General features: G+C 50.6%; 17 protein-coding genes. 11 read left to right on the top strand and 6 right to left on the bottom strand.

Going from position 1 to position 18,761, the window contains the following annotated elements; translation table 11 throughout:
- The first annotated feature begins 191 nt into the window (after positions 1-191).
- Together EHW58_RS16000 and EHW58_RS02555 are read left to right on the top strand one after the other, a co-directional pair.
- Positions 192-1,601: a type I secretion C-terminal target domain-containing protein gene (locus EHW58_RS16000; RefSeq protein WP_152794524.1), complete on the top strand. Its 1,410-nt coding sequence runs from the start codon at positions 192-194 to the stop codon at positions 1,599-1,601.
- A 111-nt stretch (positions 1,602-1,712) separates the two neighbouring features.
- On the top strand, positions 1,713-2,624 hold the full coding sequence (locus tag EHW58_RS02555; RefSeq protein ID WP_227486425.1) for a mechanosensitive ion channel family protein: 912 nt from the start codon (positions 1,713-1,715) through the stop codon (positions 2,622-2,624).
- 78 nt (positions 2,625-2,702) lie between these two features.
- On the opposite strand, the gene EHW58_RS02550 is transcribed toward EHW58_RS02555, so the two are convergent.
- Positions 2,703-4,043 carry a magnesium transporter gene (locus tag EHW58_RS02550; protein ID WP_077459023.1) on the bottom strand — a complete coding sequence of 447 codons (1,341 nt, stop codon included), beginning with the start codon at positions 4,041-4,043 and terminating at the stop codon, positions 2,703-2,705.
- Positions 4,044-4,257: 214 nt separating this feature from the next.
- On the opposite strand from EHW58_RS02550, the gene EHW58_RS02545 reads away from it, so the two are divergent.
- From EHW58_RS02545 to EHW58_RS02525, 5 genes are all read left to right on the top strand, one after another.
- Positions 4,258-4,698 (top strand): ATP-dependent zinc protease, encoded by a 441-nt coding sequence (locus EHW58_RS02545; protein WP_152794521.1) that lies wholly within the window; start codon positions 4,258-4,260, stop codon positions 4,696-4,698.
- A gap of 14 nt (positions 4,699-4,712) precedes the next feature.
- Complete coding sequence (gene rimK, locus EHW58_RS02540; protein WP_069360827.1) at positions 4,713-5,618, top strand: 30S ribosomal protein S6--L-glutamate ligase; 906 nt, start codon at positions 4,713-4,715, stop codon at positions 5,616-5,618.
- Positions 5,605-6,672, top strand: coding sequence for a succinylglutamate desuccinylase/aspartoacylase family protein (locus EHW58_RS02535; protein WP_370517121.1), 1,068 nt, complete (start codon positions 5,605-5,607; stop codon positions 6,670-6,672). Before rimK ends, EHW58_RS02535 begins: the two co-directional genes overlap by 14 nt.
- 107 nt (positions 6,673-6,779) lie before the next feature.
- Positions 6,780-7,223: a peptide-methionine (R)-S-oxide reductase MsrB gene (gene msrB / locus EHW58_RS02530; RefSeq protein WP_152794515.1), complete on the top strand. Its 444-nt coding sequence runs from the start codon at positions 6,780-6,782 to the stop codon at positions 7,221-7,223.
- A 120-nt stretch (positions 7,224-7,343) separates the two neighbouring features.
- On the top strand, positions 7,344-8,756 hold the full coding sequence (locus EHW58_RS02525) for a GGDEF domain-containing protein (RefSeq protein WP_152794512.1): 1,413 nt from the start codon (positions 7,344-7,346) through the stop codon (positions 8,754-8,756).
- A gap of 6 nt (positions 8,757-8,762) precedes the next feature.
- On the opposite strand, the gene EHW58_RS02520 is transcribed toward EHW58_RS02525, so the two are convergent.
- The gene (locus EHW58_RS02520; protein ID WP_152794509.1) at positions 8,763-10,145 is read right to left on the bottom strand and encodes a lyase family protein; all 1,383 of its coding nucleotides are present in this window, start codon (positions 10,143-10,145) and stop codon (positions 8,763-8,765) included.
- 154 nt (positions 10,146-10,299) lie between these two features.
- Here EHW58_RS02520 and EHW58_RS02515 point away from each other — a divergent pair, with 154 nt between their 5' ends.
- The gene (locus EHW58_RS02515; RefSeq protein ID WP_046075496.1) at positions 10,300-10,584 is read left to right on the top strand and encodes a hypothetical protein; all 285 of its coding nucleotides are present in this window, start codon (positions 10,300-10,302) and stop codon (positions 10,582-10,584) included.
- A 54-nt stretch (positions 10,585-10,638) separates the two neighbouring features.
- On the opposite strand, the gene EHW58_RS02510 is transcribed toward EHW58_RS02515, so the two are convergent.
- From EHW58_RS02510 to EHW58_RS02500, 3 genes are all read right to left on the bottom strand, one after another.
- On the bottom strand, positions 10,639-11,106 hold the full coding sequence (locus tag EHW58_RS02510) for an ASCH domain-containing protein (protein ID WP_152794506.1): 468 nt from the start codon (positions 11,104-11,106) through the stop codon (positions 10,639-10,641).
- 192 nt (positions 11,107-11,298) lie between these two features.
- Positions 11,299-12,546: a cysteine desulfurase-like protein gene (locus EHW58_RS02505; RefSeq protein ID WP_152794611.1), complete on the bottom strand. Its 1,248-nt coding sequence runs from the start codon at positions 12,544-12,546 to the stop codon at positions 11,299-11,301.
- Positions 12,547-12,548: 2 nt separating this feature from the next.
- A complete protein-coding gene (locus EHW58_RS02500; protein WP_152794503.1) occupies positions 12,549-13,184 on the bottom strand; it encodes a 2OG-Fe dioxygenase family protein in 636 nt (211 codons plus the stop codon).
- A gap of 438 nt (positions 13,185-13,622) precedes the next feature.
- Here EHW58_RS02500 and EHW58_RS02495 point away from each other — a divergent pair, with 438 nt between their 5' ends.
- Both EHW58_RS02495 and acnA read left to right on the top strand, forming a co-directional pair.
- Positions 13,623-14,225, top strand: a complete 603-nt coding sequence (locus EHW58_RS02495) for a DUF6151 family protein (protein ID WP_152794500.1) — start codon at positions 13,623-13,625, stop codon at positions 14,223-14,225.
- A 176-nt stretch (positions 14,226-14,401) separates the two neighbouring features.
- On the top strand, positions 14,402-17,140 hold the full coding sequence (gene acnA, locus EHW58_RS02490; protein WP_370517814.1) for an aconitate hydratase AcnA: 2,739 nt from the start codon (positions 14,402-14,404) through the stop codon (positions 17,138-17,140).
- Positions 17,141-17,179: 39 nt separating this feature from the next.
- On the opposite strand, the gene EHW58_RS02485 is transcribed toward acnA, so the two are convergent.
- Positions 17,180-18,223, bottom strand: coding sequence for a glycosyltransferase family 9 protein (locus tag EHW58_RS02485; RefSeq protein ID WP_152794497.1), 1,044 nt, complete (start codon positions 18,221-18,223; stop codon positions 17,180-17,182).
- A gap of 96 nt (positions 18,224-18,319) precedes the next feature.
- Here EHW58_RS02485 and EHW58_RS02480 point away from each other — a divergent pair, with 96 nt between their 5' ends.
- Positions 18,320-18,721 carry a diacylglycerol kinase gene (locus tag EHW58_RS02480; protein ID WP_077479625.1) on the top strand — a complete coding sequence of 134 codons (402 nt, stop codon included), beginning with the start codon at positions 18,320-18,322 and terminating at the stop codon, positions 18,719-18,721.
- Positions 18,722-18,761 lie beyond the last annotated feature (40 nt).

The following is an 18,761-nucleotide window of genomic DNA, read 5'->3' as shown; positions in this document are numbered from 1 at the left end:
GCTTGATTGTATTGCTTCCAATTGCTGATTTTGTACTTGGCGTTGCTCATCATCGGTGACCTGTTTGAGGCTTTGATGATCTGATCGCAGCTCGGATGATAAGTTCAATGATTTAGGAAACAACGCCCTTTGAAACCGCCAAGGGCGGGATCCTCACCATCAATTTTAATACCGGTGAGTACGACTACCGCGTGGCGGTCGACAGAGATATTCTCAACGAACAAGAACAAATCGCGCTGACGCTTACCGATAACGATGGCGATACCAGTGATGTGAATGTTGCCATTGACCTCTACTACGAGGCACGGCTCGATGCCAATCACGATATTGTAATCACCAATATTCATGATGGTAGTCCGATCGGTATTCCCGGTTTGGCCTTAACCCATAACGATATTCCTTCGATGGACAGTACGATCACAGCCACCAGTAATGCGATACAAGGGTCGGTAACGGGCACAGATGACGTCACTTTCACGCCCGATAGTGCGATGAATACGCAAAGCTTCCTTGATCCCATCGGTAACGATTCCGAGTTTATTGCTGAATCCGAACTGGGCGATTTCGCCAGTTCCTTTGCTCAGGCACAGAGCCTAGACCGCGGTAAATTCGGCACCATGACACAGGAGGTGTGGACACACATTGATGCTGGTAACTATGGTGCCAATGCTGCGCTGACGGGGACGGTCCAGAACGGCATTGATAGTGATATGACGAAAATGGATCTTTACCAGAACGAAACCTTACTCTTTGATGATGACCATTGGTTCAATGATCTAAGCGTGAGAGTCTATGACCAAAACCAACAGCTTTTGGACACCCTCAATCCCGACTCTGGCAGCAATAGCTTTACGGCCGGTCAGCAGGGCACTTACTACTTTGAGATCATTTCCAACAATGGATTAAATACGACCGAGAGCTACGAGATTTATCTTACCTTGGATAGCTCAAATGCGGTGCTACCAGAGCCTGAGCATCAATTTGAGTACACTACCTCTAACGGCAGTTATATGGACAGTGCACTGGTTGATATTATTGCCATTGATGACCAAACGCTAGAAGGTAACTATCAAAGTGAAATTCTCGCGGCCGGTACAGGTGACGACACCCTGATCGGTAACGAAGGAGATGATAGCTTACTCGGGAACCACGGCGATGATACGCTTGATGGCGGCCTTGGCGATGATTTGCTGATTGGCGGCCAAGGTGACGACACGTTGACAGGGGGGCTTGGGTCGGACACTTTCGCCTTTTTGAGCGGTGATCAAGGGTCTATCGGCGCTGAGGCGGTTGATCGTATTACTGACTTTGATGTGCAAAAGGACACACTGGATCTATCCGAGCTTCTGATTGATGAAGACCAAGACGGTGCGAATCTAGAAGACTACCTAACCCTTGAGGACAACGACCAAGGTGAAGCCACCTTGTACATCGCCTCGGCGGGCGATAATCAAATCGACCAGCACGTGGTGTTTGAAAACCTCAGTGTAGCAGACATGGCTAGTGCATACGAAATTGATATGAGTGGCCTGAGCAGCCAAGAGCTAAGCGCTTCTGTGATTGATGCCATGATCCAACAAAGCAAACTGATGACAGACTAACCCATGCCTAACGCGCACCTTATGCGTGATAGTCGCAAGTTTACGTTTTATTTTGCTTAACAAAGGGGCAGAATAGCGCCAAAACTTGCCAGAAGCATGATGGGAGTGATTTTGTTATCTGAGTTGAAAAATATCGCCCAACTGTTGGTCGAAAACAAACTATTGACCACCATTGGTGTTATCGTTTTTGTTAGCGTGATCCGCCGACTGATTTTACGTCATATTCGCGGCGACAGTAACTTCCTCAGTGAAGATCAACGCAAGTGGATCTCACGTACAAAAAACGGGGCATTTAGCCTGCTTTTACTGTTTTTGTTCTTATTTTGGAACACAGAAATTAGCGAGTTTGCCCTGTCGCTCACCGCCATTGCAGTCGCGGTGGTGGTGGCCTCCAAAGAGATCATCCTATGCTTTACCGGCTCAATTCAACGCGCCAGCTCACGATCATTTCGTATCGGTGATTGGATTGAGGTCGGTAACTCTCGTGGCGAAGTGATCGAGCACAACTTAATGGCCACCAAAATTCAAGAGATTGATACCCACCATGGTCACTATTGCTATACCGGTAAAACAGCGACCTTACCGAATAGTCTGTTTTTCTCTACCACAGTGAAAAACCTGAACTTTATGAAGCGCTATGTCTATCACCATTTTCACTTGGTGATCCGGGGCGATATAAATTTATATCCCCATATTCCGGCGCTGCTGGCACGCATCGACGATCATAGCGAGGATTTTCTCGATATCGCTCGACGTTATAACCATGTGATTGAACGTCATGCGGGGGTGGATTTGCCTGGGCCTGAGCCTCATGTCTATTTGTCTCATACCGATACTGGCGAGCAACATGTCCACGTCCGCCTGTTCTGTCCGACCGAACGCGCCGCCGAACTCGAACAATTAATACGGGAAGACATTATGACGCTGTATTGCGAAAAGTTGCTCCCCGCAGCTGACGGCAAACTGAGCGAACAAACCGAGTTGACAGCGGCCGAAACGACCGCGCCTTCAACACCCGCTTGAGAGAATAAAGCGCTCGTGACGATCACGCGCGCTATCAAGCGATCAACTGAGTGACGACGCATCACGTCCAAGTAAAACTCACAGTAAAAACAACGTCCCTAAGCCCAAGAAAGCGACAAAGCCGACGATGTCCGTCACTGTGGTTAAAATCACTGAGCCTGACAGTGCCGGATCAATCTTCAGCTTCTCTAATAACACTGGCACAAAAATCCCCGCCAATGCCGCACTGATGATATTGGCGACAATCGCAGCACCGATAACCGCACCAAGTCCCCAGCTTTCAAACCAGTAACCCGCAATGGCACCAATCACAAGCGCCCAAAGCACACCATTAAGCAGCCCCACTTTAAATTCCTTGCTCAAAAGAGGCTTTAGGTTAGCTTTAGAGATTTGCCCGAGCGCGAGACCTCGCACGATCAGCGTCAAGGTTTGACTACCGGCGATCCCCCCCATGGATGCGACCACGGGCATGAGTACCGCCAGCGCGACAACCTGCTGCAACGTTGCTTCAAATAGACCGATAAACCATGACGCGAGAAAGGCTGTCATTAGGTTCACCCCAAGCCATAACGCACGGTTGCGCGCACTTTTCATCACCGGGGAGAATAAATCTTCATCTTCATCCAAGCCCGCGGTGGCCATAATTTGCGCTTCTGCCCGTTCCGCTTGCATCTCATAAGCCGTGCCCAAATCGAGTCGCCCAATCAACATATTACCGTCATCCAGCACGGGCAGTGCGATTTCTTCACTGCTCGCGACTTTGTCAGCGCTGGTATAAATATCATCACGTGCGTTCAAGCTGGGGAACTGTTCACGGACCAGCTCACTGATTTTTAGCACCCCGTCCGCGCCGAACAGCTTATGAATAGGGACAGCCCCTACCCAGATGCCTCGACTGTCGACAACGAAGACATGATCACAATATTTGGGCATCACACGGCGCAGTAAACGCAGTACCACATTGACTTTTGTTTTGGCGGGCACCACTAAGGGTTGATGATCACACCAATGCCCCACTTGGTTATCCGCATACTGTTGTGCCGAGGCATAGCGTTGCTTTTGCTCCGAGTCCATACGACCGAGCGCTTCTTCTAGCAGCGGTTCGGTCAACACATCTTGCAACTCCAACAAGGTGTCCGCGTCGAGATCAGCAAAAAGCGTATGGAGTTGTGCCTCATCAACGGCACGGATCACCGCCTCACCGGCGTCATCACGCATTTCCGCCAACACTGGCAGTTGTAACGAGGGAGAGAGTTGTTCCCAAAAGCCCACACGATCGTTGACGGGCAAGGCTTCCAACAACAGAGCGAGGCTATCCACACCGTGTGCTTGCTCTATCTCTTGTATCGTCTCGGGCGCATCTTGATCGACTTTTGATAGCAAATCGTCAATCACTTCTTGTCTATCACTCGTTTGCATGGTATTTCCTTCTCAACGGTCATCATATGCACAGCAGTCCAGCGAACCGCCCCCGGCAGGGGCGCTCAGCTGTCTCCTATGTGCGATGCTAGTGCCGTTTCCAGTGTGCGATGGTTATCACATATCATCGCCGATTTTTCAGATTCTTACCACGAATAACCGCTATCACTTCTATGGTGAAAGCAAGGCAGAGCACTAACGAGTAATGATAACAATGCCGGTTCAATCAACGGAAAAAGTGTGTGTAGGTTGGCGTGAGTGGATTAGCCTCCCCGACCTCAATATTGCGCGTATAAAAGCCAAAATTGATACGGGCGCGCGGACTTCATGCTTACATACCTTCAAAATCGAAGAGTTTGAGAAAGGAGACGTCACTTGGGTTCGTTTTTGGATCCATCCTCACCAAGGCGATGACGAGCATGTGATTCAAGCAGAAGCGCCCGTGCTTGCGCGTCGTATCGTGCGCGACTCTGGCGGGCATGAGCAACTTCGCTATGTGATTCAGACCACACTTAAAGCCGGTGAACTGTGTTATCCCATAGAGATGACACTCACCGCACGCGATAACATGCGCTTTCGTATGCTGTTAGGTCGCACCGCAATGACGGGAAACGTCATTGTCGATCCTATGCATTCATTTCTGCTTGGCAAATAGGAGCCCTAACCACAATGAAAATCGGTATCCTTTCCCGGAATAAAAACCTCTATTCCACTCGACGCCTGATTGAAGCGTGCGAACAACGTGGCCATGAGTATAAAATTATTGACGCACTACGCTGTTATATGAGCATTAACTCGACACAACCGTCGATTCATCTCGCTGGCGAGGAGTTAGAGGGGTTTGACGCCATCATTCCGCGTATCGGCTCCTCAGTCACCTTTTATGGCTGTGCCGTATTGCGCCAGTTTGAAATGATGGGGGTTTTTCCTGTTAATGAGTCCGTGGCCATCACCCGCTCTAGAGACAAGCTAAGGTCAATGCAATTGCTGTCGCGCAAAGGCATAGGTATGCCGCATACTGGGTTTGCCAGCAAGCCGGGTGATGTGGGTGATTTACTGGAAATGGTGGGCGGTGTCCCTGTGGTCGTCAAGCTGCTGGAAGGCACCCAAGGCATTGGTGTCGTCCTCGCCGAAACCAAAAAAGCAGCTGAAAGTGTGATTGAAGCCTTTATGGGCTTAAAAGCCGATATTTTGGTGCAGGAGTACATTAAAGAATCCAGCGGTGCTGATATTCGCTGCTTTGTGATTGGTGACAAAGTGATTGCGGCAATGAAACGTCAAGCCCAGCCAGGCGAGTTTCGCTCTAATTTACACCGCGGAGGCTCAGCATCCTTGGTTCGGATCACGCCCGCAGAGCGACGCACAGCTATCGCAGCGGCTAAAGCCATGGGGCTCAATGTCGCAGGGGTTGATCTGCTGCGCTCAGAACGTGGCCCGCTTGTCATGGAAGTTAACTCCTCTCCAGGGCTGGAAGGCATTGAAAACGCGACCGGAAAAGATGTTGCTGGCATGGTCGTGGAATATATCGAAAAGAACGCTTACTCAAAAAGGACACGCACTCGTGGGAAGGGCTAAAAAAAACAAGGCCATCGAAATCGGTGGCGAGACCGTTAACCCAGGTGATCGCCTTAGCTTAGAGCTGGAAATCGCCAAGCTTTATACCCACGCCCCACTCAACGTGAGTATAGAGGTTCTTAATGGCAAACTATCGGGCCCTACACTGTTAATCTGTGCGGCCATTCATGGCGATGAGCTCAATGGTATCGAGATTGTTCGCCAAATTATGGCGAGAACCGACACCCAAAAACTACGCGGAACAATCGTTGCCATTCCCGTTGTTAATGTATTTGGCTTTATTCATAAGTCTCGCTATCTGCCGGATAGGCGTGATTTGAATCGCTCCTTTCCGGGCTCTGAACGTGGCTCAATTGCCGGGCGCATGGCGTATCAGCTGTTTAATGAAGTGATCAGCCAATGCACCCATGTGATCGATTTGCATACCGCCGCTATCCACCGCACCAATCTGCCACAAATCCGCGCCAATTTAGATAACCCAGAAGCGGGGGCGATGGCGACCGCATTTTCCGCCCCTGTGGTTGTCGACGCCGCCTTAAGGGGCGGCTCCTTACGCGCAGAGGCAGAAGCGATTGGCATTCCGGTGATCACCTATGAGGCCGGTGAAGCCCTACGCTTTGAGCCTTACGCAATTAACGCAGGGGTCAGGGGAGTGATACGCGTAATGCGCCACTTAGGTATGCTGCGTCAGTCGCGGCGGAAATTACCTTACAAACCCGTCACAGCCAGAGCAACCCGATGGGTGCGCGCCGATGCCGATGGCATATTCCGCAGCCACATTGCACTGGGTGAAATGGTCTCCAAGCAACAAGTAATCGGTATCATTTCTGATCCAGCAGGCAGCCAAGAGGTAGAAGTGATCGCGCCTCAGAGCGGTATCCTCATCGGGCAGCAAACACTGCCCGTGGTCAATGAAGGTGACGCTATCTTTCATATTGCTTTTTTCTCACAGTCTGACGATTTGATTGAACAACACTTGGAGGGTTATCGAGACCAAGTCAAAGACGACCAAGATGATGAGTTAAAGTGGGGAATTGGTACGCTATCAACATGATCGAGTCACGAGAAACAAACCGTACTACTTGCATCGAGCAATAAGATTCATAACACTACGCGTTTTGTAGCACGGGCACCCGCCCGTTCAATAAGAGGAACGACATCATGCTGACATGGCAAGACATCGTCGCTCGAAGTGAAAGCGGTAATCTCGCGCCGCCGTCGCGGGTTGAGAAAACAGACCAAGAGTGGCAAACACAACTCAGTGAAGAAGCCTTTCGTGTTACCCGGCAAAAAGGCACAGAGCGCGCGTTCAGCTCAGGCATGTGTACGCTCTTTGAGCCAGGGCGTTATGGGTGTACATGCTGCGGCACCTTGCTGTTTGATGCGCATGAAAAGTTTGATTCAGGTACAGGCTGGCCCTCGTTTACGCAACCGGCGCAAGATAATGCTATCGCTTATCAGAAAGATGGCAGTCACGGGATGACACGGATTGAAACCACCTGTGCGACCTGTGACGCGCATCTTGGCCATGTATTTCCTGATGGTCCCCCACCATCTGGTTTACGCTTTTGTATGAATGCCGTCGCGTTGAAAAAGCTCGATTAAAAAGTACCTGTCCCGCTGAAAACGCAGAGCTCTACCTCGGCTCTGCTATACTATTCATTAACCGTACTGCCGCTATCAATCACGTTTATATCCTATTGCATCGCACGACGCAGAGGTGACATGCTACTGGGGATCTCTCTACCTTCCGCTCGCCACATTTTGTTGTGGAGCTTCATTTACGGGGCAATCGTCTGGCTGGATATGCGCTATTTATCCGCGATACTCGATGTCCACACGGTCACCTTGCTCAATATCTCCAGTGGCCTTGCGGTGGTATTATTCCGGCATCTGGGAATGGGGATGATACTCCCGCTTATCCTTGCCGGCTCTCTTGGCCACGGTCTAGCCGCCATCGCCCGCATCGAGTCGCTCCATCTCGCGACAGGCATTTTTTTTGGTACATTTTTAACGCTCGCCTCGGCGCTCTCCGCATGGCTATGGCAAAAATATTATCCACATTGCCTGGATACCGTGCGGGCCCTTTTTCGGTTTGTTCTCGTTGGATGCCTATTCCCCGCAATAGCAATGGTGGCCATTGTCGCGATCCCGCTTTATATCGATGATCAGTTAGTTCACGGACGACTACAATTCTTGACCATTGAATTTATGATGACTTACACCACATCAACACTGCTTTGGGTCAGCTTGTACACCGCTTGGCAAAGATTGGGGATCGACTGGTCAAAACTCAGTTGGCAAAACGTGGGCTACGTCACTGCCATTATGGCACTCACACTCATCAGTTTTTCTGTGTTTCCAGGCGCAATCTACATCGAGCTTGCGTTGCTGATTTATATCGCTTTCTCCGGCCATTGGCGTACGCTTCTGATTGGTCTTTGTGGCTTAATCATCGTGTCTATCTTAATGGCACCCTTCGATATGGGCGCATTCGCGATCCCTAACCTCTATGACGGCGTGTTAGCACTGCTTATTTTTATCTTTACCACCGTACTGGCCAGCCTCAGTATTTCCATCCAAGTGATGGAGTATAAAAATGCCGTGGCAGCACGAGACAGCTGGCAACGAAAAGCCAGCTTAGATCCACTGACGGACACCGTTAATCGCTACGGCCTATTGCCTGAATTAGCGATTGAATACGAACGCGCTCGGCGAACGCAATACACCTATACGGTCGCGGTCATTGATGTCGATAACTTCAAACAATTTAACGACACATATGGATACTCCGCCGGCGATCGCGTCTTGCAAGATGTTGCTGCTGAGATCACACGCGCCGTTCGCCAAACCGATTTGGTGGCTCGATATGGTGGAGAAGAATTTGTGATTATCTTTCGCAATACTGACAGTCACGATGCCTACTATGTGGCCGAGCGTATTCGCCAACGTATTGCGGCGAATACCTCACGGTTTGACAATCAGTTGCTCACCTACACGGTCAGCTGTGGCTTATCCGAAAGCCGTCCAAGCGATAGCCACCCTGAGCAAGTATTTGACCGTGCCGATGATCACCTCTATACCGCCAAAAGCTTGGGACGCAACCGTGTGGTGGTAGCGCCCAACACGGCGGCGTGAGCCGCGCTATTCCGCAATGCCGCCCTTTGTCAACTTGGTTGGAGCAAGCAGCTGCGAGAGCTTCTCTCGACCCAGCTCGGTCTCTTCTTCGGCGACATCGAGAATGGGGCGGCCTTGTTGGTATGCTTTCTTGGCAATCTCTGCCGCTTTCAGGTATCCCACAACGGGGTTAAGTGCGGTCACTAAGATAGGGTTACGTGACAGCGCGGCTTGCAGGTTATCTTCTCTCACGTTAAAGCTGCGAATCGCTTTATCAGCAAGCAGTCGGCTTGCGCCAGCGAGCAAGTTGATGCTTTGCAACACGTTCGCGGCAATCGCTGGTAACATCACGTTAAGCTCAAAATTCCCTGACTGACCTGCCACCGTCACTGTGGTGTCATTGCCCATCACCTGAGCTGATACCATCGCCGCCGACTCAGGGATCACTGGGTTGACCTTGCCTGGCATAATTGACGAGCCTGGCTGCAACCCTTCCAGCTCGATCTCACCGAGCCCTGCGAGTGGACCGGAGTTCATCCAGCGCAAGTCATTACTTAGCTTCATGGTTGCCACGGCGGTGGTTTTTAGCTGGCCGTGAAGCGCAACCAACGCATCTTGGCTACCAATGGCAAAGAATGGGTTCTCACTGGCAGTAAAACCCGTCTTGCTAAGCGCGGCTACCGCTTCGGCAAAACGCTCGGCAAACAATGGATGAGCATTGATCCCGGTTCCCACCGCGGTGCCACCCTGAGCCAATGCGCGTACCGATGACAGGCTTTGGGTAATTTGTACCATCGCGTGCTCGATCTGCTGAGACCAAGCCTCTAGCTCTTGGCCGATAGTAACAGGCATGGCATCCATCAAATGGGTACGACCCGTTTTCACGATGTGGCCAACTGACTGTTTCTTTTCCTGTAACGCATCACGCAGATGCGCGAGTGCAGGTAGCAGCTTTTGCTCACAGCCTAATGTGGTACTGATCTGAATGGCCGTTGGTACCGCGTCATTGCTGCTTTGGCTCATATTGACATGATCGTTAGGACTGACCGTCTCACCGGATTTCTCGGAGGCTAAGGTAGCCAGCACCTCGTTCATGTTCATATTAGAACTGGTACCAGAGCCCGTTTGAAAAACATCAACAGGAAACTGTTCAATGTGATTCCCCGCCATGATTTCTTTTGCGCTCTCACATATGGCACCGGCAATCTTACTCTCTAACAACCCTAGCGACTCATTTGCCTGTGCCGCGCCATGCTTCACCATCGCCAGCGCACGAATAAAGTCCGCCGGCATCGTCTGATCACTGATTGCAAAATTATTCACCGCACGCTGTGTTTGAGCCTGATACAGCGCCTGCTCAGGCACCTCGACATCGCCCATACTGTCTTTTTCAATACGTGTTTTTGTCATTTTGATACCTTCCTTTCACGTTACGATAATGGTTATCATTAACATATTACGCCTGATAAATGAAACGCGCTGATGCGACGGATTGAAAAACCCCGTGCTTGAACATCTGCTATGGCCTAGTATGGTGCCCGCGTCACAATCAATGAGTAATAATATGCAAGATGAAACCAGTACCAGTATCGCTAACTTGATTGAAGTGGTTGAGAACCAGATCGCCGACCAAGACCCTAAAAAGGTAGCAGAAACCTTGATGCGCCTGCGTATGACCGGCTATTCACGCGACGAAGCTATCGAGTACATTGCCTGTGCGTTAATGGTTGAGATCTATGATGTTAGCCATCACAACGGGCAATTTACCCTGTCTCGCTATGAAGCCAACTTAGACACCCTGCCAGACATGCCATGGGCCGATGAAATTAATTTGGATATCGGTGAGTAAACCTATCGCTCTGATGGCCGTCATCGAAAAAGCCGCTGGGCGCGGCTTTTATATTTAGAGCGGGTAGACCTTTTCAAACTCTTCAAGCACCACATCCGAGTGCTCATCAAAATGTAGGCCGTGTGTTTTAGCGTACTGGGAAAAGTAACCCCAATGCGCTTCGTGCCAACACTGGTAAGATCCATCTCCCTCGCCTTCACGTGCCGCAAATTCAGCGCTGACTTGGTTAAACGGGCAATAGCTCACCTGTGTGGTTTTGACGATACAAACGGGTCGCTGGTGACCATTGAGGACAATCTTATAATGTCCTTTTTGCGGGATCACCGCATTTTTCTCTTCCAAAGAACTACGCAACCGGCAGTGCGCTTTCTTTTTATTCAAACTCACCAAGGTCGCGACTTCATTGGCTCTGACGGTATGGTGGCTTAACGTATCGACTACCACCATATCGTCACTTGGCCGCTGGTGAGGTGGCAGGGTCGCAAGGTACTGGTGCCAAAAGGCGTATTGTTCTTCAGTCATCTCTCTCGCCTTGTTTTCTTTTTGAATGGTTTCTTGGGCAGTTAAACGACGGTTATCTTAACGCTCTGTGTCGTTTTCGCCTATGCGCCAGCTAACGTTTCACATTTTTCTTACAACGAAATAAAGGTCGCTGACACTAACCAACCAATATAAAAGAGCGGCCAGGATGGCCGCTCAGAATAGAAGAGACGTTTAATCGCTAATAAATGGCAATAAGGCTTGGTGAAGCCGGTCAATTTCATCAATTGTGTTGTAATGCATCATACCGATGCGGATCACACCGCCTTTAGCTAAGATATCAAGCTGCTCACACAAGCCTTGGGCGTAGAAGTGTCCATTCCAGACACACAAATTTTGCTCGCCAAGTACTTGAGCAACCTCAGCAGGCTCTGCTCCCTCTATGCGGATCGCAAACGTTGGAGTGCGTTTATCGAGCTGATTATCGTCGGTAATACCATAAATACGTACTTTAGGGTAAGCGCGCATCAACTGGATAAAGTGTGCTGACAGTGCTTGCTCATGCGCTTGATACTGCGCATAGCTTGCCGCTAGCCTTTCTCGTAGTGACGACGTGGGATCACCCCATTGTGCGAGATACTCGACTGCGGCGATAAACCCCGCGATGGCCTCAAAGCTTTGGGTGCCTGTTTCAAATCGGCCGGGGCCTTGATTAGTCGCAGGTTCCACTTTATACGGTTTTAACGTCTGTACCCACTCAGGCGCGACATAGACAAAACCAACATGGGGTCCAAAAAACTTATACGCCGAACAGGCAAGGAAATCGCACCCGAGTGCTTGCACATCCACTAAGTGATGGGGTGCATAATGCACCGCATCCACATACACTTTGGCGCCCACTTGTTTCGCCATCTCTACCACTTTTTCCACATCCACCAGACTGCCTGTGGTGTTAGAGGCGAGTGTCACCGCAATCAACTTAGTTTTGTCGGTTACTAGGCTGGCAAGGTGGGTCATATCGATAGAATACGTCGACTCATCAACACGTACCTGTTTCACGATCGCGCCTTTGTCGTGCGCCGCTTGTTGCCAGCTAGATACATTTGAATAGTGATCGAGTGCCGAAACAATCACTTCATCTCCCGCCTGCCAGTCGCGACTGATCGCCCGACTCAAAGAGAAGGTCAAGGTGGTCATATTCGGACCGAATACCATGCTTTCTGACGATGCGGCATTCACAAAGGTGGCTGCCACATCACGTGCGCGCTGCATAAGCTCGGTGGTATAACGACCAGAGAAAAACTGGCCGCCCAGATTGGCATTGTAGTGCCCTAAATAATCCACCATAGCGTCAAGCACCGCGCGGGGCACTTGCGCGCCCCCAGGCCCATCGAAAAATGCGACGGGTCTGCCTTCAATGATTTGCGCGAGTGCGGGAAAGTGGCCCCTAACAGCATGGGGTGAAAAACCTGCCGGTGTCATCATTACTTCCTTGTTGCTGTGAGTACAAATACATCCATCGTACCCGGTTTCTGGTTATCCACGGGCGTAATCGGCTCAGCGTAATGCCATAGTGTACGGTCATCAAGTGCCGCCATTTGTCCCGGTTCCAGCGGCAGGCTAAACAGCGGTGCGCTGGTTTTATGACTAAATATCTGAAAGTCACCGCCCTCAATATTATCGCGGCCAATACTGACAATGGCGATATGATCAAAGCCGTCTTGGTGAACGCCTTCTGGGGCGACTTGCACCGACTGATTATCCGCCTGAATACGAATTTGGTGGATTTCAATATCGTTATCGTCACTTAATTGATACACATCGCGGAACGTGCGACACATTGCATGAAAACCGAGTTTTTGCACGGTTTCTGATTCAATATCTTCAAATGTTCTCGCTACGTCGCCTTGGAACTCGTTAATGTCCGAGGTTTGCATAAATGGTCGCGGTGGTAGTTTTTCGACGCCCCCATTAAAAACATGAACCACCGAGTAACGGCGAAGTCGATAGCCGCCATCAGCATGTGAAGTGCCTGGAAGATTATCAAACGAGGGTTGAAGCTGCTTGATGTGATTATCGTCCAGTTGATTGAGCTGCATGAGTAGTGAAGACGTATTCATGGCTTTCTCCTTTTATCTGTATCGACGCACGCATTGATGCCAGAGCCGTTGCCAGATACAAGATTAACAAATGCGTTACATGTTATATTTAACTAAATCCCCTGTTATTTCCAGCTTCAACCCTAGATTTGTCGACCATAAAAACATCAATCAGAATTATCCGCTATTGATAACCCTTAAGCTATTGAAAACCTCCAACCCGAAAGTTAACAATTATTAAACATCAGCATTAATCACCAACATAAAAACCATTAGCAACATTTTAAATCACCACCTCACCGTTTTTCTGTCACGAAAAGTTGCCATGAGTGATAAAACAGGATGTTATAGATAAGGTTCCGCCCTTTTGTGGCTGTGTCTATCCGTTTATCGCAACCGTCTGAACTCACAATTAGCGCTATACTGTTAAGACACGCTCTGCAGCTTGGGGGAAATAATATGGCTCGTCTTGCCATTCAGTGTTCATGTGGGCAGATGACAGGAGAGATCATTGACGCACAACAAAGCCAACGCTGTGTGTGCTTTTGCAGTGATTGTCAGACCTATGCGCAAACACTGGGCTACCACACTGAACTCGAGCCAGGCGGCGGCACAGAAGTGCTACAAATTACGCCAGCGCAGCTCCGTATTTATCGCGGCCGAGATCAATTAGTCTGTTTAAGGTTGGGCGAGCGAGGCCTACACCGCTGGTATACTCGTTGTTGCCAAACGCCTATCGCCAATACGATTAATGCCGATATTCCTTTTGTTGGCGTGGTGAGTGCTTGCTATCACATTGAAGGGGATAATGAAGAAGAGATCGGCCCGGTTCGCTGGTATGTGCAAGGCCAAGATGCTCGCTCAACGCCTACAGCAAACAAGGTTCACGCACGATTTCCATTGCGCCTGATGGTTATCACTGCCGTAAAGGGCTTGTGGGCACGACTACTAGGCAAACATCGCCCCAATGTCTTTTTTGACCGTGAAGGACGTCCGCGAGGGCTTGTCCATCATGTCGGGCAATCAACACCATCACCGAGAGGAAGACAGTCCCTCCCCTGACGCAGTAAGGCACGGCCGATGGGAGTGATTGGAAATACCGTGATAACGATGCTTTAACTTCATCAAAACCCCATTTACAATAGAGCGGTAAAATCAAGCAATCCCCCGAGCGAGGCGACGGCCTTCGAGGTAAGGTCGCCTCTCTTATTCACAATAACGGACAAGGGGAGGCATCCGTGAGCAACCCATCTCAACATCCAGATAGTTTCAATACCCGACGAACCCTACACGTCAATGGTGAAACCTACGACTACTACCGATTGGACGCACTGTCTGAGACGTTCAACATTCATCGATTACCTTACTGCCTGAAAGTCCTGCTAGAGAACTTACTACGCAAAGAAGATGGTAAGAATGTTTCTGCCGATGACATTCGCACACTTTGCCAGTGGCAAGCTGATAAAGCAGGACAAGATCAGGTGAACTTCACCCCCGCTCGCGTCGTACTTCAAGACTTCACTGGCGTACCTGCCGTGGTGGATCTAGCAGCCATGCGTGCCGCGATGCGAGAGCTTAAAGGTGACCCAGCTAAAATCAACCCGCTTGGTGCGGTTGATCTTGTCATCGATCACTCAGTGATGGTCGATGATTATGGCAACCCTGATTCCTTGCAGAAAAACACTGAGATTGAGTTCGAGCGCAACAGCGAGCGCTACCAATTTTTGCGCTGGGGTCAACAAGCCTTCTCCAATTTCCGCGTCGTACCACCTGGCACTGGGATCGTACACCAAGTGAACCTCGAGTTTTTAGCACCCGGTGTATTGGTGGAAGAGCACGGCGACAACAAGTTAGCCATGCCAGACACGCTCGTGGGCACTGACTCGCACACCACCATGATTAACGGCTTGGGTGTGCTGGGTTGGGGGGTAGGCGGTATCGAAGCGGAAGCGGCGATGCTCGGCCAGCCTATTACTATGCTAATTCCAGAAGTGGTCGGTTTTGAGCTTAAAGGTGAGCTGCCTGCGTCTGCCACTGCGACTGATTTGGTACTCACCGTCACCCAAATGCTACGTGAGCGCGGCGTGGTGGGTAAATTTGTTGAGTTTTATGGCCCGGGCCTCGCTAAATTGCCGCTGGCTGACCGCGCAACCATTGCCAATATGGCGCCAGAGTATGGTGCAACCTGTGGCATCTTCCCGATTGATGAAGAAACGCTTAGCTACATGCGCCTGACAGGACGCACCGATGAGCAAATCACGCTGGTCGAAACCTACGCTAAAGCACAAGGCTTGTGGCGTGATGACGATGCACCGGTGGCTGATTATAGTGACACGCTCCATCTCGATCTGGGTGATGTGGTACCAAGCCTGGCGGGTCCCAAACGTCCACAGGATAGAATTGCATTAACCGATGCCAAAACCCAATTCGATCAGCTGTTGGAAAAAGAACAAGCGGCGTCTAATAATGTGATTGCAAGCTTTGCCAGTGAAGGGGGTCAAACCGCAGTCGATAACCCCAGTCTTCGTGAGCAAGGGAAAGTAGAAGTCGACTACAAAGGTGAGCGATTTACGCTTGAGCACGGTGCCGTTGTGATCGCCGCGATCACCTCCTGCACCAACACGTCGAACCCGGCCGTGCTTGTCGCCGCTGGGCTAGTGGCACAAAAAGCACGCGAGCGAGGCTTAAAAACGAAGCCTTGGGTGAAAACGTCTCTCGCACCTGGATCACAGGTAGTGCCTGCGTATCTAGAAAATGTTGGCCTACTTGAGCCACTTGCCGAACTTGGCTTTAACATCGTCGGCTTTGGCTGTACCACCTGTATTGGTAACTCTGGGCCATTACCAGAGCCGATCACAGAAGCCATTCGCTCTGCTGACCTGCTCGCGACCAGCGTGCTCTCCGGTAACCGCAACTTTGAAGGCCGTATTCACCAAGATGTGAAAGCCAACTATTTGGCATCGCCCCCATTAGTGGTTGCCTATGCACTGGCAGGTAATATGAATGTGGATGTCCTTAAGGAGCCATTAGGACAAGATGAAAGCGGCAAGCCGGTCTACCTCAGAGACATCTGGCCAACGCCACAGGAAGTCGCGCAAACCATCCAATCAGCGATGACGGAGGGGCTGTACCAAGACAAATATTCGGATGTATTTGCCGGTACAGACGCTTGGCGGAAACTGCCAGTCCCTGAAGATGAGATTTACTCATGGCCTGACTCCACCTACGTTAAAAAACCAACGTACTTTGATGGCATGACCATGGCGCTCCCCGAGATGAAACCCATCAAGGGCGCACGCTGTGTGGTGAAAGTGGGCGACTCTATTACGACTGACCATATCTCACCTGCAGGGGCGATTAAACCGGATAGTCCAGCGGGCGAGTATTTGAAATCCAAAGGGGTTGAGCCGAAAGATTTCAACAGCTATGGCTCCCGCCGTGGTAACCACGAAGTCATGGTGCGCGGCACCTTTGCCAACGTGCGTTTAAAAAACCATATGGCACCAGGCACCGAGGGCGGCATGACCACCTATCTACCCACCAATGAGCAAATGAGCATCTATGAGGCGGCCCAACGCTATCAACAAGATGGCACCCCATTGGTGGTCTTGGCCGGCAAAGAGTACGGGACAGGGTCGAGCCGTGACTGGGCAGCCAAAGGCACTAACCTGCTGGGGATTAAAGCAGTCATTGCTGAAAGCTTTGAACGTATTCACCGCTCTAACTTGGTTGGCTTTGGTGTGTTGCCGTTGCAATTTAAAGACGGCGATTCCGTCGAGTCACTCGAGTTGGATGGCACGGAAACGTTCGATTTTGAGGAGATCAGCGGCGAACCGTCCACCCTAAAAGTGTGTGCGGTGCGGGATGATAAAACCATTGAGTTTGACGTCAACGTCCGCATCGACACCGCCGTCGAGTGGGATTACTACCGCCATGGAGGCATTCTCCACTATGTGCTGCGCCAACTCGCCAGCTAATACTGGCATCGCTACCACAAAGGCCCCACGGGGCCTTTTTTATTGCTTCTCCATCATGGTTTCAAAGGCGTCGATCACCTGCTGAGTGCCAATGGAGGCCATCACGTGATCGCCTTTCACCCGCGTGCTCCATGCCAATTGCTCAACGGGCTTTCCATGTTGCTGTTCAGCAAAGGTTTCATAAACACTGACCACATCCGCGAGATTGTTATAAGGGCCGGTTCGCTTCGGGTTGCTATGGCCATAAAGGCCTAAGACAGACGTGCCTTGGGTGGTCGCCATGTGCGCGGGGCCAGAGTCGGGGGCAAGCACCGCATCGGCGCGTGCGAGCACCGCGGCCAATTGCTTGAGACTGGTTTGTCCCACCAAGTTAACCAGTGGTACGTTGGCGTCGGCAATAATACGCGCAGCCAGCGTTTTTTCACGCGCAGCCGGTGAACCACAGAGTACCACCTGATAACCTTTACCGACCGCGTAGTCGGCAAATTCGGCGTAGCGCTCTGGCAGCCAGTTGCGCTCATCTTTACTCGCGGCGGGACTGATCACGATAGTAGGCTTATCACCGAGTTGCGCTTTGGCAAAGGCATGATCGTCTTCAGAAAGTGGTAGTTGCCACTGCGGCGGCGTAACCGGCACGCCCAAATATTGAGTGAAGGCGAAAAAGCTATCTAACACATGGCAAGATTGGGTATCGGGGATCCGTTTATTGGTAAACAGCCACTGTCCCTCTTTCGCTCGGTGACGATGAAACCCTACGCGATAGCGCGCGCCGATCCCCATAGTCAATAAACTGGCACGCAAAGCAAGTTGCATATGCACTAACGCATCAAACCGGCGTCCTTTCAGCTGCCGCCAGACGTGACGCATGCCTGCCAAGCCTGCTTTTTTATCAAACACCACCAGCTCCACCCCTTCCAGCCCGGCCAAAAGCTGTGCTTCAACTTTACCAACCACCCAAGTGATCTGCGTCTGCGGCCAATGGCGCTGCACGGCTTGAATCGCCGCGACCGCATGACAAACATCGCCAATTGCAGATAGGCGCAAAAAACACAGGGAGCGTGGGGCGTGAGTAAACAGAGGCATAACAAATTCCAATTAAGTTATCGCGCCGATTATGCAGTTGGCTCGGTTAAATGTAAAATGCCAGCCTATCGATCAAATTGTTACGAGAATGTATTTATGGGCGCTAATACATCCCCCTCAGAAAAGCCGCGAGGGCTGATACGTATCATTAAAGCCACTGGCTATTCTTGGGCTGGATTAAAAGCGGCATATCACCATGAAGCCGCGATCCGTCAAGAAGTTGTATTGTTGGTTGCGGCGCTAGCCGTATTACTCTGGCTACAATTGCCTGTGATGGAATCTTTGATGATGTTCGGCGTCATTGTGTTAGTGATTATCGTCGAACTGCTTAACTCCGCCATTGAAGCCGTGGTCGACAGAGTGGGTGAAGAGCGTCATGAGCTCAGTGGCAGAGCAAAGGACATCGGCTCTGCGGCGGTGTTTGTCAGTTTGCTTTTAGCAGGTGTAATCTGGCTTACCATCTTATGGCATCACTTTGGTGTCCTACTTATTCGATAACACACATCGTCATACAACCCGGCAACGCGTCCATTATGTT

It is taken from the genome of Salinivibrio sp. VYel1 (assembly GCF_009377945.1).
GTDB lineage: Bacteria > Pseudomonadota > Gammaproteobacteria > Enterobacterales > Vibrionaceae > Salinivibrio > Salinivibrio siamensis.
The sequence above is the reverse complement of the archived record's forward strand: the minus strand, read 5'-3'. Positions and strand labels throughout refer to the sequence as shown.